Here is a 16,421-nt window from a genome sequence, read left to right as displayed (position 1 = left end):
GCCAGGCATGGGCGTAAGCCGCGCACTACTGCTGTTGCTGTGTTTAGGAGCCTGTGTGGGAGCGGGGGCGGCCCAGTCGGCGCCATTGCCCGACAAGATCCGTGCGGCCAGCGAGGAATGGGCCGATTACACCCAGGCCGATGGCCAGGGCATGGGTTGGGATATCTTGCGCGCGGTGTTCGAGCCCGAAGGTGTCAAGCTGGAAACCCGCAGCGTGCCGTATACGCGCTCGATCGGGCTGGTGCAGCGTGGCGAGGTCGAGGTGCAGGTCGGCGCCTATCGGGATGAGTCCGAAGGTGTGCTGTACCCGAAGTGGCACTATGACGTCGATCACATCTATGCCCTGGGGCTCGCCTCCAAGCCGTCCCCCACGCTGGCGACGGTGGGCAATTACCGGCTGGTGTGGATGCGCGGGTACGAATACAACAACTACCTGCCCAATATCCGACGCTTCAATGAAATCCACCGCGCCGTGGGCATCTTGCCGATGCTGGTCCATGATCGTGCCGATTTTTATATCGATGCGTTGATGGAAATCCAGGACGTGCTCGCCAAGGCCGAGAACCCGAAGCAGTTCAAACTCTCGCCGTTGATCAATTTGCCGCTGTATCTGGGCTTTGCCAACAACGCCAAGGGGAAGGCACTGAGCGAACTGTTCGATCGGCGGATGGAAGTGCTGGTGAAAACCGGCCAGTTGAAACCGATTTTCGAACGCTGGAAGCAACCCTATCCCTTCGACGAGAACGGCCAGCCACCGAAGCCTTGATCGAACTTTTCGATAGTGATGGTGGATAATTCAGCCTAAGCGTCTGCCGGATCGTGCTGTTACAATGCCCGCCTCTGCGAATCTCCAGTACTAGATCAGGAGCACACCGGTGCCTGTCGTTTTTGTTGCCGCTTCCAAGCTGCCAACGCCCTTTGCGCAATTCACCATGCATGGTTTTCTCGATGAGGCCACCGGCCGTGAGCACGTCGTGCTGAGCCTGGGTGATGTCGCCGACGGTTCTGCGGTGCTGGGCCGCTTGCATTCCGAATGCCTGACCGGCGATGCGTTGTTCAGCCAGCGTTGCGATTGTGGCTCGCAACTCGAGGCCGCGCTGCAGGCCATCGCCCGGGAAGGCCGTGGCGTGTTGCTGTACCTGCGCCAGGAAGGCCGTGGCATTGGCCTGTTGAACAAGATCCGCGCCTATGAGCTGCAAGACGGCGGCGCCGATACCGTGGAAGCCAACGAACGCCTGGGCTTTGCCGCCGACCTGCGTGACTACAGCATTTGCCTGCCGATGCTGGAGCACCTGGGCGTCAAGTCGCTGCGCTTGATGACCAACAACCCGCGCAAGGTCAAGGCGTTGACCGACATGGGTATCGTGGTGGCCGAGCGTGTGCCGCTGCACACCGGTCACAACCCCCACAACAAACTCTACCTGGCGACCAAGGCCAGCAAGCTCGACCACATGATGGGCAACGAGCACCAGGGCGAGGTTGATCGGGCGTGACGCGCGGTCAGGTTCGGCGGCGGCTGTCGGTCAGTTGGTGGCAATACCTGGCCCTCGCCTTGCTGCCCTTGTTTGTGATCAACGCGGTGTTCGGCCAGGGCGAAGCGATTCTGCCGGTGCTGGCGATGCCGCTGTTCATTGCCGGCGTGGCGTCGATGTTTGTCAGCCTGCGCTTCTTCGGGCCGTATAAACAGGCCTTGATCGCCACCCAGAAAGCCCTCGACACGCCCGAAGAGCCCCAGGCCTGGATTGATTTGGCGGCCCGTCGCCGCGCCGCTTTGCTGGTGGCGGGGTTGCCGGCCTGGGTTGGCGCCCTGGCGGTGTTCGTTGGGCTGGAAGCGGTGCCGCTGATGCTGCTGGCCTTGTCGACCGCCGTGTTGTTCTACCTGTACCGCATCCCGCGTCAACTCGGCTGATGAGTCGCTGGCTGGCGGTCTTGCTGCTGGCCGTCAGCGCCTCGACGATGGCGGCCTCGCGGGTCGTCAGCCTCGCGCCGTCGCTGTCGGAAATCGTCGTTGAGCTGGATTCCGCCGACCTGTTGGTGGGCGTGCTGGATGGCGGTGATCGTCCGCCGGTGCTCAAGGCAGTGCCCTCGGTGGGCCGTTACGGGCAACTGGAGATGGAGCGCTTGCTCAGCCTCAAGCCCGATCTTCTCCTGCTCTGGCCCGGCAGTGTCGGCCCGGCCCAGCGCGAGCAGCTTAAAACGCTGGGCATTCCCATCTACATCGCCGAGCCTCGCAGCCTCGACCAACTCATCACGCAAATCGAAACCATCGCCTTGCAACTCGGTCGTCCGGAGCGCGGCGTGCAGCGGGCGGCGCAGTTGCGCGTGCGTCTTGAGGGGTTACGCCAACGCTATCGACGGGACCCGCCGTTGCCGGTGTTCTACCAAGTCTGGGACCGGCCGCTATACACCGTCGGTGGCGGGCAGATCATCAGTGATGCGCTGGCGGTGTGCGGGGCGCGCAACGTCTTCGCCGACCTGAGCGTGCCGGCTCCGCAGGTGAGTGTGGAAGCGGTGCTGCAGCGCAATCCGCAGGTCATCCTCGCCACCGAACAGGCGCAGCTCGATGGCTGGAAAACCTGGCCGGTAGCGCAGGGGCGATTGCTGCTGGTCAATGACAAGGGGCTGGAGCGGCCGAGTGGGCAGATGATCGAGGCGACGGCGCGGTTGTGTGAGTTGATTGCGCCAGATCGGTAGACCGCGGCGCCTGCAATCGCGAGCAAGCTCGCTCCCACAGGGGACGGGTGGCGAGCGCCAATTCCATATTCACAACAGGCCAACTGTGGGAGCGAGCTTGCTCGCGATTGCAGGCCGGCCCAGGCACTACGAATCCCAGATCAGAGTTCCGGGGTCCAAGTCACCCCAAACAACCAACTCCGACCTTCCTCCCGATACCCATACTGCCCTCCATCATGGCTATACAGAGCCCGGCTGTACCCTTTGTCCAACAGGTTATCTACCTTCATCTCCAGCTTCACCTCTCGGGTCAACGCCCAAGTGGCGCGCAACCCGAGCAGGGCATTGCCGCCCAGGACGTTGCGGTTGTCTTCGTCGTCGTAACTGCTGCTCACCGCTTGCCAAGTGGCACCCAGGCCCAACCGATCGAATTGCCGATCCAGGTCCAGGCTCAACGTCCTTCGGGCGCGGCGGGCGAGGGTGTGGCCGCTGTCGCGGTCCCGTGGGTCGATGATGGCCAGGGCCAGATTGCCCTGCCAGCCGAATACATCTTGCAGGTAGGCCATCTCGAAACCGTTGATCCGCGCCGAGGCGACGTTTTGCGGGCGGGAGTCGCGGCCAAAGATGATCGCGTCCTCCAGGTCGGTGCGGTACAGCGAGGTTTCCAGGCGGGCGCTGTCGCTCAGTTGGCTGCGCCATTGCAGTTCGTAGCTCTTGGCTGTCTCGGGTTTTAAATCCGGGTTGCTGTACTCCGGGTAGTACAGGTCGTTGAAGGTCGGTGCGCGGAAGCTTTCGCTGTAGGTCAACAGCACGTCGTTGTCCGGGTTGACCGGCAGGGTCAGGGTGCCGCTCCAACTGTTCTGGCCGCCAAACTGCTGGTTCTGGTCGCGGCGCAGGCCCAGCTCTGTCGAAAAAGTTTCGGCCTGGAAGCGGTGCTGGATAAACGCTGCGCGGTTCCAACGGCTGTCTTCGTCGAACGGCGTGCTGCTGTTGACCCGGTCCTGATACCAGTCACCGCCGACGATCAGGCTATTGCGCGCGTTCAGGGTCACGTCGTTCTGCCAGGTCACGGAATCGCGGTAGGTGTTGAAGACTTCGTGGACGTCGCTGAGCTTGTCGAAGGTTTTTTCGCGGTTTTCGCTGTGGCCCAGTTCCAGGCGCGACTTCCAGCTGTCGTTGATTCGGCCGTCCATATAGGCGCTGAAGCTGCTCACCGCAAACTCGCTATGGGGTTGCTGGGGCAGGGATTCGAAGGTGGCCGGGTCGAAGCGGCCGAACGGGTTGTCGTATTCGCTCTTGCCGCGGTTATCCAGCAGGTTCAGGCCAACTTCCAAGTCATCGCTGGCGGCATGGCTCAGGCTCAGGCTGAAGGACTGGTTGCGATTGGCATCGTTGTCGCGGTCGCTGGCGTAGGACTCGTGGGTCCGATTGCTTCCTGCGCTGTCGTCGAGGCTGGCGCCGAGGTTGAAGCGGGTCTGCTCATCGCCGCCGGACAGGCCTACACTGCGCTCCCAGGTCTGGTGGCTGCCGACGCCCACATGCAGGCGCGGTTGCAGGCCTTGTTCGCTGCCGCGCCGGGTGAAAATCTGGATCACCCCACCCACCGCATCGGCACCGTAGATCACCGAGCGCGAGCCGCGCAGCACTTCCACGCGCTCGATCTGGTTGATGTTCAGGCGTTGCAGGTTGCTGTCGCCGGAGGTGGCGTTGCCGATGCGCTGGCCGTCCACCAATACCAGGCTCTGGGCTGATTTGGTGCCGCGAATGTAAATCCCCGGCAGGCTGCCGCGCCCACCCAGCGGCGCCACTTGCACGCCGGGCACGCGGCTGAGCAGGTCGGTGACGCTGGCCGGTTGCAGGCGGTCGATGTCGTCGCGGGTGAAGATCGTGTTGGCGGCGCTGCTGTCATTGCGGGCCTCGACCTGGCGGTTGGCGCTGATGACGATGTCGGGCAGCTTCAGGGCCTGGTCGCGTTCGAAGGTGTCGGCGAGCAGGTTGGGGGTAGGGAGCAGGGCGAGGGCAAGGGTGAGGCGGCGTTTCATTGATGTTCCGATCATGCTGATTCACACCAAGCCAGTGTGGGAGCGAGCTTGCTCGCGATAGCGGAAGATCAGTCAATTAATGATTGGCTGACACACCGCCATCGCGAGCAAGCTCGCTCCCACAGGGGGCTTGTGTTGGCTGTACTTACAAGCCCAACAACTGCAACCGCAGCCGCACCGCCGCTTCGATCCCAACTTCGTCCAAGCCACATTCGGCCAGCATTTGCGCTGGCTTGGCGTGTTCGACGTAGACATCGGGCAGGCCCAGGTGCAGCACCGACTTGAGGATGTTTTCCCGCGCCAGGAACTCGCTGACCGCTGCGCCGGCGCCGCCCATGATGGCGTTCTCCTCGACGGTCACCAGCAGTTCATGGCTGCCGGCCATCTCGCGCACCAGGGCTTCGTCCAGGGGTTTGACGAAACGCATGTCCACCACAGTGGCATCGAGTTTTTCGGCGACTTTCAAGGCCTCGGCCAGTTGCACGCCGAACACCAGCAGGGCGGTTTGCTTGCCCTGACGGCGGATCACGCCCTTGCCGATCTCGATGGGCTCGAGGTCGGCCGAGATCGTCGCGTTCGGGCCGGTGCCACGCGGGTAGCGCACCGCCGCCGGGCCATTGAACAGGTGGCCGGTGGTGAGCATCTTGCGCAGCTCGTTTTCATCACTCGGAGTCATCACCAGCATGCCGGGGATGCAGCGCAGGAACGACAGGTCGAAGCTGCCAGCATGAGTCGGGCCGTCTTCGCCCACCAGGCCGGCGCGATCGATGGCGAACAGCACGTCGAGGTTCTGCACCGCCACGTCATGGATCAATTGGTCATAGGCCCGCTGCAGGAACGTCGAGTAGATCGCCACCACTGGCTTGGCGCCTTCACAGGCCATGCCGGCGGCGAGGGTCACGGCGTGCTGCTCGGCAATCGCCACGTCGAAATAGCGCTGCGGGTAGCGTTCGCTGAAGGCCACCAGGTCAGAGCCTTCCTTCATCGCCGGGGTGATGCCCACCAGGCGCGGGTCGGCGGCGGCCATGTCGCACAGCCATTGGCCAAAGACCCCGGAATATTTCGGTCCGCCGGCTTTTTTCGGCGCGGCCGCCGGGGCGTCCAGGGGTTCGAGCTTGGTGATGGCGTGGTAGCCGATCGGGTCGACCTCCGCCGGGGCGAAGCCTTTGCCTTTCTTGGTGACCACGTGCAGGAACTGCGGGCCCTTGAGGTCACGCATGTTGCGCAGGGTGGCGATCAGCGTGGGCAGGTCATGACCGTCGATGGGGCCGATGTAGTTCCAGCCCAGTTCTTCGAACAGCGTGCCGGGGACCAGCATGCCCTTGGCGTATTCTTCGGTGCGGCGGGCGATTTCCCAGGCGCCGGGCAGGCGCGACAAGACCTTCTTGCTGCCTTCGCGCATGCTTGCGTAGGTGCGGCTGGAGAGGATCTTCGCCAGGTAGTTGGACAAACCGCCAACGTTGCGCGAGATCGACATGTCGTTGTCGTTGAGGATCACCAGCATGTTGGCGTCGACTTCCGGCGCATGGTTCAGCGCTTCGAAAGCCATGCCCGCGGTCAGTGCGCCGTCGCCGATCACGGCAATCGCCTTGCGCTCGCTGTTTTGCAGGCGGGCGGCAATCGCCATGCCCAGGGCGGCGCTGATGGACGTACTGGAGTGGCCGACGCCAAAGGTGTCGTATTCGCTCTCGGAGCGACGCGGGAAGGCGGCGATGCCATCCTTCTGGCGCAGCGTGCCCATGCGCTCGCGACGATCGGTGAGGATCTTGTGCGGGTAGGCCTGGTGCCCGACGTCCCACACCAGCCGGTCGTCCGGGGTGTCGAACACGTAATGCAGCGCGATCGTCAGCTCGATGACGCCCAGGCCTGCACCGAAGTGCCCACCGGTCTGGCCGACCGTGTAGAGCAATTCCAGGCGCAACTCATCGGCCAGGGTTTCCAGCTCGGCTTCACCCAGGCGACGCAGGCCGTCCGGCGTGTTGGCGCGGTCCAGCAGGGGCGTGGTCGGGCGCTTGCGGGGGATCTCTTGAAACGTCGTGGGCATCAGGCGAATCGTTATAGGTATAGAAAGAGGCGGCAGTTTACCTTATGCATCGCAAGCTGCCCACGCGTAGGCCGGAACTTGGCCGATACGCAATCTTTAGGGTTGACCTTGTATCAGCTGCGTCGTTCGACGATATAACGCGCCAAGTCGCGCAACGGCTCGGCCGCCGCGTCAAAGGGTCGCAGCGCGGCCAGGGCCTGGTCGCGCAACTCCAGGGCATAGGCCTTGGCCGCGTCGAGGCCGAGCAGGGCCGGGTAGGTCGGCTTGTCGCGCGCGATGTCTGCGCCCTGGCGTTTGCCCAGGGTCTGGGTATCGCTTTCAACGTCGAGGATGTCGTCCTGCACCTGGAACGCCAGGCCGATGGCCCGGGCGTAGGTCTGCAAGGCTTGCAGTTGTGCGGGAGTGGCCCGACCGCTGGCCAGGGCGCCGAGTTTGACGCTGGCTTCGATCAAGGCGCCGGTCTTGTGCCGGTGCATGTATTCCAGCGCGCTCTGGTCCAGCTTCAGGCCCACCGAGCCCAGGTCGATGGCCTGGCCGCCGACCATTCCGGCAGGGCCTGCCGCCAACGCCAGGGCGCTGACCATGTCCAGGCGAACCTGCGCCGGGCAGTCGCTCAAGGCCGGGTCCAGCAGTGCGCTGAAGGCCAGGCTCTGCAAGCCGTCGCCAGCCAGGATCGCGCAGGCTTCATCGAATTGCTTGTGAGTGGTCGGCTGGCCGCGGCGCAGGTCGTCATCGTCCATGGCCGGCAAGTCGTCGTGCACCAGCGAATAGGCATGGATCAGTTCCACCGCGCAGGCGGCGCCGTTGGCCTGTTCGGCCTGGCCGCCCAAGGCTTCGCACGCGGCATAGGCCAGCAGCGGCCGGACACGTTTGCCGCCGTTCATCACGCTGTAGCGCATGGCTTCGTACAGGCGCGCCAGTTCCGGGCTCGGGGCGCTGAACAAGGTATCCAGTGCAGCATTGACCCGGGCCTGGCTGCTGGCCTGATAAGCGCCGATCATTCAGGTTGTTCCGCGTCGAAAGGCTCTTCGGTCAACTCACCGTCGCGCTCGAGGAGCAATTGCACCTTCTGCTCGGCCTGGGCCAGCGCCGCCTGGCAGTCGCGAGTCAAGCCGATACCCTGCTCGAAGGCGGTCAGCGAGTCTTCCAGCGACAATTCGCCGTTCTCCAGGCGTTCGACCAGCGTTTGCAGGTCGGCCAGAGATTGTTCGAAATCCAGTGCAGCTTTTTTGCGGGCCATGGCGGCTATTCCGGTTGACTGTTAAACCGGCGCGACACTAGCAGACATGGGGTGTTCGGGCAAATCAGGGCGGGGTAACGCGGGCTGTGATCCAGTGCTTTTGTGGCGAGGGAGCTTGCTCCCGCTCGAGCGCGCAGCGGTCGCAAACTGGATCAACCCGGCGGGTTTGGGGCTGCTGCGCAGCCCAGCGGGAGCAAGCTCCCTCGCCACGGGATTTGGTCAGAAGTGACGTCAGGTTCCGTATTCGGCTTATTTCGTGAGCCGAGTAAGTCCCCTATTCGGCTCATGCCTCTCTCAGTACGTGATTTCCCACACAGAATCGCGTGTTCCCCGATTGTGAAAAATCCGTCAAATGGCTACTCTTCGCGCCATCTACGGCCCCTTGTAACGGCAATGCCGTTCACTTAAGAAAAATGATGACCCTGTGGCGAGGGAGCTTGCTCCCGCTCGGCTGCGAAGCAGTCGTAAACCGGCGGGTGCGGTGTGTCTGATACGCCGCAATTGGCAGGTTTTGGGGCCGCTTCGCGGCCCAGCGGGAGCAAGCTCCCTCGCCACGGGTTTATCGATTGCCTTAAGTGAACAGCATTGCCTTGTAACGGGGCCTTCAGACGAAACCCGAATAATCACAAGCAGCGCCCTGGAAGGGCGCCGGGTTGCGTCGTGCATGGCAGGAGGCATACGTGCGTTTTCTTTCTTTATTGATCGTGTTGCTCGGTGCGCCGTTGGCGTGGGCCGCGCCTTCGGCTGAAATGTCGGAGCCGGTCGGCGGCTGGCGCTACAGCGGCTTGCTCGATCGTACGGAAAACCCGCAAGTCGCGTATCCCACGCCACCCATCGACCGCGGCATCCAGCGCAACCGCACGATGATCGAGGGCCAGATCAAGGCGATGGGCACGGCGCGCCAGCCCCACAGCCTGGCGGTCAACGGCAATCCACTGAATCTCTATACCGACGACGAGGGGCGTTTCGCCCGGCCGTATGCGTTCGGCGCCGGCTCCAACAGCGTCGAGGTACGCAGCTCCGAAGGCCAGTCCCTCAAGCGCGTGCAATTCTATGAAGCCAACAACCTGCGCACCCCGGCGCAGATCCGCGTGGTGCTGGGCTGGGACGACCCCAAGGCCGAGCTCGACCTGCATATCGTCACACCCGACGGCCAACATGCCTTCTTCGGTCGCCCGGCGCTGACCAACGGCGGCGGCCTCGACCCGGATGGCGTCGACGGCCCCGGCCCTGAGATGTTCACCATGACCGCGCCGATGCACGGCACCTACCTGGTCTACGTGAACTATTGGGGCAACTACGGCAGCGGCGGCTACAACTTCGATGAGACCAGCAACCAGAACGAGGTGATCACCTCGCAGATCAACCTGGTGCTCAACGAAAACACCGTCGATGAAAAACGCGAGACCTTTGTCGTGCCCCTGCGCGCCATTGGCGATCTGTTGCTGGTCAAGACTTTCAACTACTAAATCCGCTCCACGGATGAACAGGCCCTTGTGAATATGAGCGACAACACTGCTTCCCCGACCACGCCGACACCTGTCGCCAAACCTGTGCGCCGCTGGCCGGCGATACTGATCGGGCTGTGCCTGGCCGCCGGTGTGGCCGCCGGGCTGGGCTGGTTCATCAACAAGCCCAAGGCGCCGCCCATGGCGTTGGCATTGGAAAAACTCGGCCTGAGCCGTCCCGACGGCTTGCTCGAGACCCATTCCCTGAGCCAGTTGCCCAAGGACCTGTTGGCGGTGCCGTTCCTCAAGGCCACGCTCACCGAGGACTTCGTCTTCTATTACGAAGCCCACGCCGACCGCCTCGGGCTCATCGGCAGCCTGCGCCGGATCATCTACGAGCATGACCTCAAGCTGCAGGACAGCCTGATCGAAGCGCTTTTCGACCAGCCGGCCGACGTCGCGTTGTGGCGCGGTGCGGACGGTCGCCTCAAGGATTTCCTGTTGGTGATGGATCGCGGCGGCCTGGCCAAGGTGCTGGAGCCGTTGGCGAAAGTCGCCTTGGATGACACCCAACTGAGCAAGCTCAGCGACCTCAAGGTCGGCGGTGACGACGTCGCGCTTTACCAACTCAGCTACAACGCCAGCAAATCCCTGGCCTTCGCCTCCCACGGCGACAAACTGGTCGTGCTGTCCAACCCGGCCAAGCTGTACGACCCGGCCAGCGGGTCGGCGGTGGAGCCGGGCAGCGTTTCGACGACCGCCCTGGCCGCCTTGCTCAACGGCGACAAACTCTTCCCTGAAGCCTTTGGCCTGCCGGCCAAGGCGCCGCAGGTCAAGCAACGCATCTCGGTCAACGCCAGCGTGCTCGCCATGGGCTACCAGCGGTTCATCCCGAACTTCGCCGGCTTGCGCTTCGACATGGACGACAAGGGCTGGCACAGCTTCCTGGCCATGGACGAACTGGAAAACCAGCCGGACTTCGACTTCAAGCCAATCTGGCAAGCCATGCCCATGGGCGCCAGCGCTTGCGTGGCCTTGCCCCTGGCCGCCGAGCAGCAGAAACCATTGCTGGTGAAACTGGGCGCCGACGAAAAAGCCGCCCAGGCCATGGTCGATCATGTGACGGGCGCCGCTGGCCTGTGCTGGTACGCCGATTCGCGGCTGTACACGCCGCTGTTGGTGGCGAGCCTGAATGACGACGACGGCAAGCTCGACGCCGACCTGGGCAACCTGTTCGGTTCGATGGTCGGTGCCTATGAAAACAACGTCGCCGAACACGCGTTCCCGGTAGTGGAAAAGCAAGCAGGTTCGACGCACCAATGGCAACGCCAGGTCAGCTCCAACTTCGGGCCTTATCCGGCCAAGGAAGCCGAGCAACCCGAAGCGATTACCGGCAAGGCGTTCCTGCGGGTCAGCCTGGCCCGTCATGGCTCGACCTTGCTGTTCTCCCTCGACGACAAGTTGGTGGACAAGGCCCTCGGCACCCTCGACAAGCGCTTCCCGCCCATGGCCGAGGTGGTGCCCCAAGACCTGCTGATGCCGGTCTACTTCGGCCCGGATTCCATGGCGCAACTGATGCAGCGCGAAACCCTCGACAGCCTGCCCCAGGACATGGAGCCGGTGTTCTACAACGCCGCGCAAACCTACCTGATCCCGAAACTGCGCACCCTCGGCGGCTACGGCAAATACGCCCTGACCTTGCCCGCGGGCAGCGAGCCGGACGGCCATTGGCAGTGGCTGCCGCTGGAATGGAAAGCGCTGTGACCGCACTGATCCGCAACCCTGCGTTGACGCTGCTGCTGGCACTGCTGCTCGGCGGGCCGGCGCGTGCCGTCGAGGCGCCGGCGTTGGACGTGCAGCAGTCCCAGGTTTTTCGCGCCTGGTTCGTGCGCATTGCCCAGGAACAGCTGACCAAAGGCCCGAGCCCGCGCTGGTACCAGCAGGATTGCGCCGGGCTGGTGCGTTTCGCTGCCAACGAAGCGCTGAAGGTCCACGATGAAAAATGGCTGCGCAGCAATGGCCTGTCCAATCGCTACCTGCCTCCGGAACTGCCCCTCAGCGATGCGCAACGGCGCCTCGCCCAGCAGTGGCAGCAGGGCGGCGGCAAGGTCGGGCCCTACGTCAACGCCATCAAGCTGATCCAGTTCAACAGTCGCCTGGTGGGCCGCGATGTCGCCCAGGCCCGCCCCGGCGACCTGATGTTCTTCGATCAGGGCGATGACCAGCACTTGATGATCTGGATGGGCCGCTACATCGCCTATCACACCGGCACCACAACCCCTACCGACAACGGCATGCGCTCCGCAAGCCTGCAACAACTCATGAACTGGAAGGACACCCGATGGATACCCGACGCAGCCAACCCCAACTTCATCGGCGTCTATCGACTCAACTTTCTCTCCCAATGACCGGTGCCCGCATGCTGCGCTTGTGTTCAAAACTGCCCCTGCTGTTCGCCCTGTTGCTGGCACCCATGGTTAATGCCGAAGACACGGTGGAGCCCAGTGGCTACACGCCGGTGTCCGGCGAAAGCTTTTTCCTGCTGGCCGACAGCAGTTTTGCCAGCGACGAACAGGCCATGGTTCGCCTCGAAGCGCCGGGCCGCGACTACCGTCGGTACCGCATGGAGCCCTACGGCGGCGCCGACATCCGCGTCTATCGCATCGAAAAACCGCTGGAGTTCCTCAAGCGCCAGAAAAACCTGCACCGCGTGGTCAGCGACGGCCAGTTCAAGGGCGAAGGCCTGTCGAACACCCTCGCGTACCTGTGGGACAACTGGTACCGCAAGTCCCGTCGAGTGATGCAACGGGCGTTCTCCTACGAATCGCGCCAGCACGTCACCGAAGAGGTGCCGGAACTTAGAATCGGCGACGCCCTGGTCGCGCCGACCCCGTACGAGGCACCGGCGCAATTCGCCTTGATCCCGGGCTTGCCGGTGGTCAGCCAGTTCCGTTATCCGCTGTGGCAGGCCAAGCCAATCCAGCCGCCAGCCGGGGTCAACCTGGCGGGTTCGTCCAGTGAGTTCGTCAGCGTCGCCCCGGGCAACGTCTATGTGCCGCTGGGCCAGTTGAAGCCGGGCCTGTATCTGGTGGAAGCGCTGATCGGCAAATACCGCGCGACCACCATGGTCTTCGTTTCCAATACCGTGGCCGTGAGCAAGATTGCCGGCGATGAATTGCTGGTCTGGGCCGCACGCAAGCATGAAGGGCGTTCGGTGCCCAAGGTCAATGTGCTGTGGACCGACGGCCTGGGCGTGATGAGCAGCGGTGCCACCGATGAAGACGGCCTGCTGCGCCTCAAGCACGTCAGCCCGGAGCGTTCCTTCGTCATTGGTGAGGACGAGGAGGGCGGGGTCTTCGTCTCGGAAAACTTCTACTACGACAGCGAAATCTACGACACCAAGCTGTATGCGTTCACCGACCGGCCGCTGTACCGGCCGGGGGATTGGGTGTCGCTGAAAATCGTCGGTCGCGAGTTCAAGAACGCCCGTGACTCGGTGCAACCGACCGCCGCCGACGTCAATGTCAGCGTCCTCGACGCCACCGGCACCGCGCTGCAAACCCTGGCCCTGAAGCTCGACTCCAAGGCCGGTACCCAAGGCCGTTTCCAATTGCCGGAAAACGCCGTGGCCGGCGGTTATGAGCTGCGCTTCAGCTACAAGGACCAGCTCTATAGCAGCGCCTTTCGCGTCGCCGAATACATCAAGCCGCACTTCGAGATCGCCCTGAACCTGGCCAAGCAGGACTACCGCACCGGCGAGCCGGTCAAGGGCAACCTCGTGCTGCTGTACCCGGACGGCAAGCCGGTGGTGAATGCCACGGTGAGCCTGAGCCTGCGGGCCCAGCAATTGTCGATGGTCGATAACGAGCTGCAATACCTGGGGCAATTCCCGGTGGAACTGACCAGCAGCGAAGTGACCACCGATGCCAAGGGCAACGCGACCCTCGACCTGCCGGCCGCCGACAAGCCGAGCCGCTACACGCTCACCGTGTTCGCCAGCGATGGCGCGGCGTATCGGGTCAAGACCACCAAGGAAATCCTCATCGACCGTGGCGCGGCGAATTTCCGCCTGAGCGCTCCCCAGCGGTTCAGCGCCGCGGGCCAGAAGGTGTCATTCAGCTACGCCAACGAAGGCGGCAACGAACAGGCCAAGGCTGTGACACCAGGCAGCTACGCCTGGGTGCGCCTGGAAGACCAGAGCACCGGCGAAGGCAAGCTGGCGGCCAAGGACAAGGGCTTCAGCCTGACCTTCGAGCGTCCCGGCACCTATAACCTGACGCTTAAGGACGACCACGGCCGGGTCATTGGAGCCGCCGCCCATGCGGTGACCGGTGAGGGCATCAAGGCCGTGCCGGGCACCGTCGAGATTGTCTTCGACAAGCCTGAATACAAGACCGGTGACGAAGCGCTGGCGCTGATCACCTTCCCGGAGCCGGTCAGCGATGCGCTGCTGTCGCTTGAGCGGGACAAGGTCGAGGCCACGGCGCTGCTGTCCAAGGGCGGCGACTGGCTGAAGATGGAAAAGCTCAGCGACACCCAATACCGCGCGCGCATTGCCGTGAAGGATAGCTTTGCGCCCAACCTGACCTTCTCGGTGCTGTACACCAAGGGCGGCCAGTACAGTTTCCAGAACGCCGGCATCAAGGTGATCACGCCGCAGATCGATGTGGCTGTCGTCACCGACAAAGCCACCTATCGTCCGGGCGACACGGTGACCGTGGACCTGAGCACCCAGTTCGCCGGCAAGGCGATCCCGGCGCACCTGACGGTCAGCGTGGTCGATGAGATGGTCTATGCCCTGCAACCGGAAGTGGCGCCGACCATCGATCAGTTCTTCTATCACCCGCGCCGCAACAACGTGCGCACCAGTGCCAGCCTGTCGTTCATCAGCTATGACGTGGCGCTGCCAGGCAGCCCCGGTGCGCCGGGCAAGGCCAACCGTAGCGAGCGTGGGGTCAAGGTGCTGGAGCGGCCACGGCGTGAAGACGTCGACACCGCCGCCTGGCAACCGGAGCTGGTCACCGACGCCAATGGCAAGGCCCGCTTCACCTTCAAGATGCCGGACTCGCTGACCCGCTGGCGCATCACGGCCAAGGCGATCGCTGACGACGGCCAAGTCGGCCAGAAGAAGCAGTTCATTGCGTCGGAAAAACCGCTGTACCTGAAGTGGAGCGGCCCGACCCGCTTCCGCACGGGCGACAAGCCGCAACTGGGCCTGTTCGCCTTCAGCCAATCGGAAAAACCCCTGAAGGCCGAGCTGCTGATCCGTTACGCCGGCGCTGAACAGCGCGTGGTGGCGGAGCTGAAAAACGGCATCAACTACGTGGCGCTGCCGGCCCTGGAATTGAGCAGCGGCGACTTGACCGTGCAGTTGCAATTGAACGGCGAAACCCAAGACGCCCTGGCCATGCACCTGAACGCCAGCGGCAACGGCTGGCAAGTGACCCAGAGCCAGCGCCTTGATGTGGCCAGTGGCGACACCCCGCTGACCCTGCCGACCGACGCCACAGATATTCGCCTGCGCCTGGATGACAGCCCGCAAGCGTTGTTCCGTTCGGCCCTGGATGACCTGCTGAGCTACCCCTACGGTGGCGTCGAGCAGACCGCCAGTCGCCTGTTGCCGTTGAGCATCGCCTATCCGACCCTGGCGTCGAATCCGCAGATCCGCGACCGCTTGCGCTTGATCATGCAAAACAGCCGCTTGCGCCTGGTGCAGATGGCCGGGCCGTCGGCGAGCTTCACCTGGTGGGGCCAGGACGGTGAGCCAGATGCCTTCCTCACTGCCTATGCCTATTACGCCGACTGGCACGCCAGCCAGGCCCTGGACCTGAGCCTGCCGCCGGAACACTGGCAGCGGGTGCTGGAGGTCTACGCCAAGGAGGCCGCGGATACACCGCTGCTGCAACGTGCGTTGATCCTGTCGTTCGCCAAGCAGATGCAACTGCCGGTGAATACCTTGCTCAGTGGCTTGATGGACGACCTGGCGAAAGCCAGTGAAGACAGCACCGAGAGCGTGCTGGACAGCGGCGAAGACAGCCTGGTCATGTACGCGCCGGACTCGGCCCTTGGCCTGGCCAGCGCCCGAGTGCTGACCGCGTCCCTCGCCAAGCAGGCGAAGGTGCCGTTGCCCACAGCCTTCAGCCGCCAGGCCGACGCCGCGCAACAGCAACTGGAGCTGAGCTCGCAGCCTTTCGTCGAGGCTTTGCTGCTGTCGCTGCAGAGCTTCGATCAAGCCCGCGCCACGGCACTGCTGGAGCGCGTGCTGCCGCAGCAGTCCACCCTGGAACGGGCGCTGGCCCTGACCTGGTTGCAACGCAGCATCGAACAGGCCGCGCCGGCCGTGGCCCTGGCGCCGGGCGAAGGCTGGGTTGCCAAGCAAGGCGCGACCGGTGAAACCTACTGGCAGTGGCAGGGCGCGCAGCTTCCAACGATGCTGACCCTGACTGGTGCCGAGGAGCGTCCACTGCAAGCGGCATTGAGTTTCCAGAGCCAGCAAGCGCCGGTGGCACCGATGGCCGTGTCGATCACCCGGCGCCTGTCGCGCCTGGTGCCGGGCGACGAGGCCTTCACCTTCAAGCTTGAAGCCGTGGGCAACAAACCATTGTCCAGCGACAGCCTCTACCTGGATGAAGTGATCATCAACAGCAAGGCACCGACGCCGCTGCGCTACGGCATGCTCGAAGTGCCGTTGCCGCCGGGCGCCGATGTGGAACGCACCACCTGGGGTATCCAATTGATGGGCAAGGCCGACAGCGAGCCGACATCCCTGGAAAAGGCGCGCTTCGAGCCGGGCCAGATGGCCTATGCGATACCGCTGGACGCCATCAGTGGCGAGCTGCGCCTGCGGCACTTGGTGCGCTTCTCCCAGAAAGGCCAGTTCACCTTGCCGCCGGTGCGCTTCACCCAAGTCTATGCACCACAGAATCAGGCTCGCGAACAGAAACCGGCGCTCGGTCAGGTGACGGTCAACTGAC

At 63.7% G+C, this 16,421-nt stretch carries 12 protein-coding genes and 1 tRNA gene; 8 read left to right on the top strand and 5 right to left on the bottom strand.

The genetic code is table 11. The features are described from left to right. Window positions 1-7 precede the first annotated feature (7 nt). From J3P85_RS26270 to J3P85_RS26255, 4 genes are all read left to right on the top strand, one after another. Window positions 8-766, top strand: a complete 759-nt coding sequence (locus J3P85_RS26270) for a substrate-binding periplasmic protein (protein WP_434704069.1) — start codon at window positions 8-10, stop codon at window positions 764-766. A 109-nt stretch (window positions 767-875) separates the two neighbouring features. Beyond that, the gene (gene ribA, locus J3P85_RS26265; RefSeq protein WP_250962612.1) at window positions 876-1,493 is read left to right on the top strand and encodes a GTP cyclohydrolase II; all 618 of its coding nucleotides are present in this window, start codon (window positions 876-878) and stop codon (window positions 1,491-1,493) included. After that, window positions 1,490-1,909 carry an MFS transporter gene (locus J3P85_RS26260; RefSeq protein ID WP_434704068.1) on the top strand — a complete coding sequence of 140 codons (420 nt, stop codon included), beginning with the start codon at window positions 1,490-1,492 and terminating at the stop codon, window positions 1,907-1,909. The genes ribA and J3P85_RS26260 overlap by 4 nt, the downstream gene beginning before the upstream one ends. Continuing rightward, the gene (locus J3P85_RS26255) at window positions 1,909-2,694 is read left to right on the top strand and encodes a cobalamin-binding protein (RefSeq protein WP_434704067.1); all 786 of its coding nucleotides are present in this window, start codon (window positions 1,909-1,911) and stop codon (window positions 2,692-2,694) included. The genes J3P85_RS26260 and J3P85_RS26255 overlap by 1 nt, the downstream gene beginning before the upstream one ends. Before the next feature lie 140 nt (window positions 2,695-2,834). Here J3P85_RS26255 and J3P85_RS26250 read toward each other — a convergent pair whose 3' ends face one another. The 4 genes from J3P85_RS26250 to J3P85_RS26235 form a co-directional block, all read right to left on the bottom strand. Continuing rightward, window positions 2,835-4,715, bottom strand: a complete 1,881-nt coding sequence (locus J3P85_RS26250) for a TonB-dependent receptor domain-containing protein (protein WP_434704066.1) — start codon at window positions 4,713-4,715, stop codon at window positions 2,835-2,837. A 145-nt stretch (window positions 4,716-4,860) separates the two neighbouring features. Next, entirely contained in the window at window positions 4,861-6,759 is a 1,899-nt protein-coding gene (dxs, locus tag J3P85_RS26245) for a 1-deoxy-D-xylulose-5-phosphate synthase (protein ID WP_434704065.1), read from the bottom strand. 113 nt (window positions 6,760-6,872) lie between these two features. Beyond that, entirely contained in the window at window positions 6,873-7,760 is an 888-nt protein-coding gene (gene ispA, locus J3P85_RS26240) for a (2E,6E)-farnesyl diphosphate synthase (RefSeq protein ID WP_434704064.1), read from the bottom strand. Beyond that, complete coding sequence (locus tag J3P85_RS26235) at window positions 7,757-7,999, bottom strand: exodeoxyribonuclease VII small subunit (RefSeq protein WP_003185917.1); 243 nt, start codon at window positions 7,997-7,999, stop codon at window positions 7,757-7,759. Before J3P85_RS26235 ends, ispA begins: the two co-directional genes overlap by 4 nt. A gap of 680 nt (window positions 8,000-8,679) precedes the next feature. Between J3P85_RS26235 and J3P85_RS26230 the strand changes: the two genes are divergently transcribed. After that, on the top strand, window positions 8,680-9,468 hold the full coding sequence (locus tag J3P85_RS26230; protein WP_186710545.1) for a DUF2135 domain-containing protein: 789 nt from the start codon (window positions 8,680-8,682) through the stop codon (window positions 9,466-9,468). 514 nt (window positions 9,469-9,982) lie between these two features. On the opposite strand, the gene J3P85_RS26225 is transcribed toward J3P85_RS26230, so the two are convergent. Continuing rightward, a tRNA-Asp gene (locus J3P85_RS26225) sits at window positions 9,983-10,089 on the bottom strand. Window positions 10,090-10,131: 42 nt separating this feature from the next. On the opposite strand from J3P85_RS26225, the gene J3P85_RS26220 reads away from it, so the two are divergent. The 3 genes from J3P85_RS26220 to J3P85_RS26210 are packed head-to-tail and all read left to right on the top strand — an operon-like array spanning window position 10,132 to window position 16,420. Then, a complete protein-coding gene (locus J3P85_RS26220; RefSeq protein WP_434704063.1) occupies window positions 10,132-11,211 on the top strand; it encodes a DUF2138 family protein in 1,080 nt (359 codons plus the stop codon). Beyond that, window positions 11,196-11,855: a DUF1175 domain-containing protein gene (locus tag J3P85_RS26215; protein WP_186710539.1), complete on the top strand. Its 660-nt coding sequence runs from the start codon at window positions 11,196-11,198 to the stop codon at window positions 11,853-11,855. Before J3P85_RS26220 ends, J3P85_RS26215 begins: the two co-directional genes overlap by 16 nt. Next, a complete protein-coding gene (locus tag J3P85_RS26210) occupies window positions 11,852-16,420 on the top strand; it encodes an alpha-2-macroglobulin family protein (RefSeq protein WP_434706427.1) in 4,569 nt (1,522 codons plus the stop codon). The genes J3P85_RS26215 and J3P85_RS26210 overlap by 4 nt, the downstream gene beginning before the upstream one ends. Window position 16,421: the final 1 nt, after the last annotated feature.

Origin of the sequence: Pseudomonas sp. Z1-12 (assembly GCF_051132015.1) — a bacterium.
Taxonomy (GTDB): domain Bacteria; phylum Pseudomonadota; class Gammaproteobacteria; order Pseudomonadales; family Pseudomonadaceae; genus Aquipseudomonas; species Aquipseudomonas zanjanensis.
This window is presented reverse-complemented; position numbering and strand designations above follow the sequence as displayed.

Bases quoted from the DNA above. Each gene is read 5' to 3' on its own strand.
- J3P85_RS26250 (WP_434704066.1), bottom strand. From the start codon at position 4,715: ATGAAACGCCGCCTCACCCTTGCCCTCGCCCTGCTCCCTACCCCCAAC.
- ispA (WP_434704064.1), bottom strand. From the start codon at position 7,760: ATGATCGGCGCTTATCAGGCCAGCAGCCAGGCCCGGGTCAATGCTGCA.
- dxs (WP_434704065.1), bottom strand. From the start codon at position 6,759: ATGCCCACGACGTTTCAAGAGATCCCCCGCAAGCGCCCGACCACGCCC.
- J3P85_RS26210 (WP_434706427.1), top strand. From the start codon at position 11,852: ATGACCGGTGCCCGCATGCTGCGCTTGTGTTCAAAACTGCCCCTGCTG.
- J3P85_RS26215 (WP_186710539.1), top strand. From the start codon at position 11,196: ATGGAAAGCGCTGTGACCGCACTGATCCGCAACCCTGCGTTGACGCTG.
- J3P85_RS26235 (WP_003185917.1), bottom strand. From the start codon at position 7,999: ATGGCCCGCAAAAAAGCTGCACTGGATTTCGAACAATCTCTGGCCGAC.
- J3P85_RS26270 (WP_434704069.1), top strand. From the start codon at position 8: ATGGGCGTAAGCCGCGCACTACTGCTGTTGCTGTGTTTAGGAGCCTGT.
- J3P85_RS26255 (WP_434704067.1), top strand. From the start codon at position 1,909: ATGAGTCGCTGGCTGGCGGTCTTGCTGCTGGCCGTCAGCGCCTCGACG.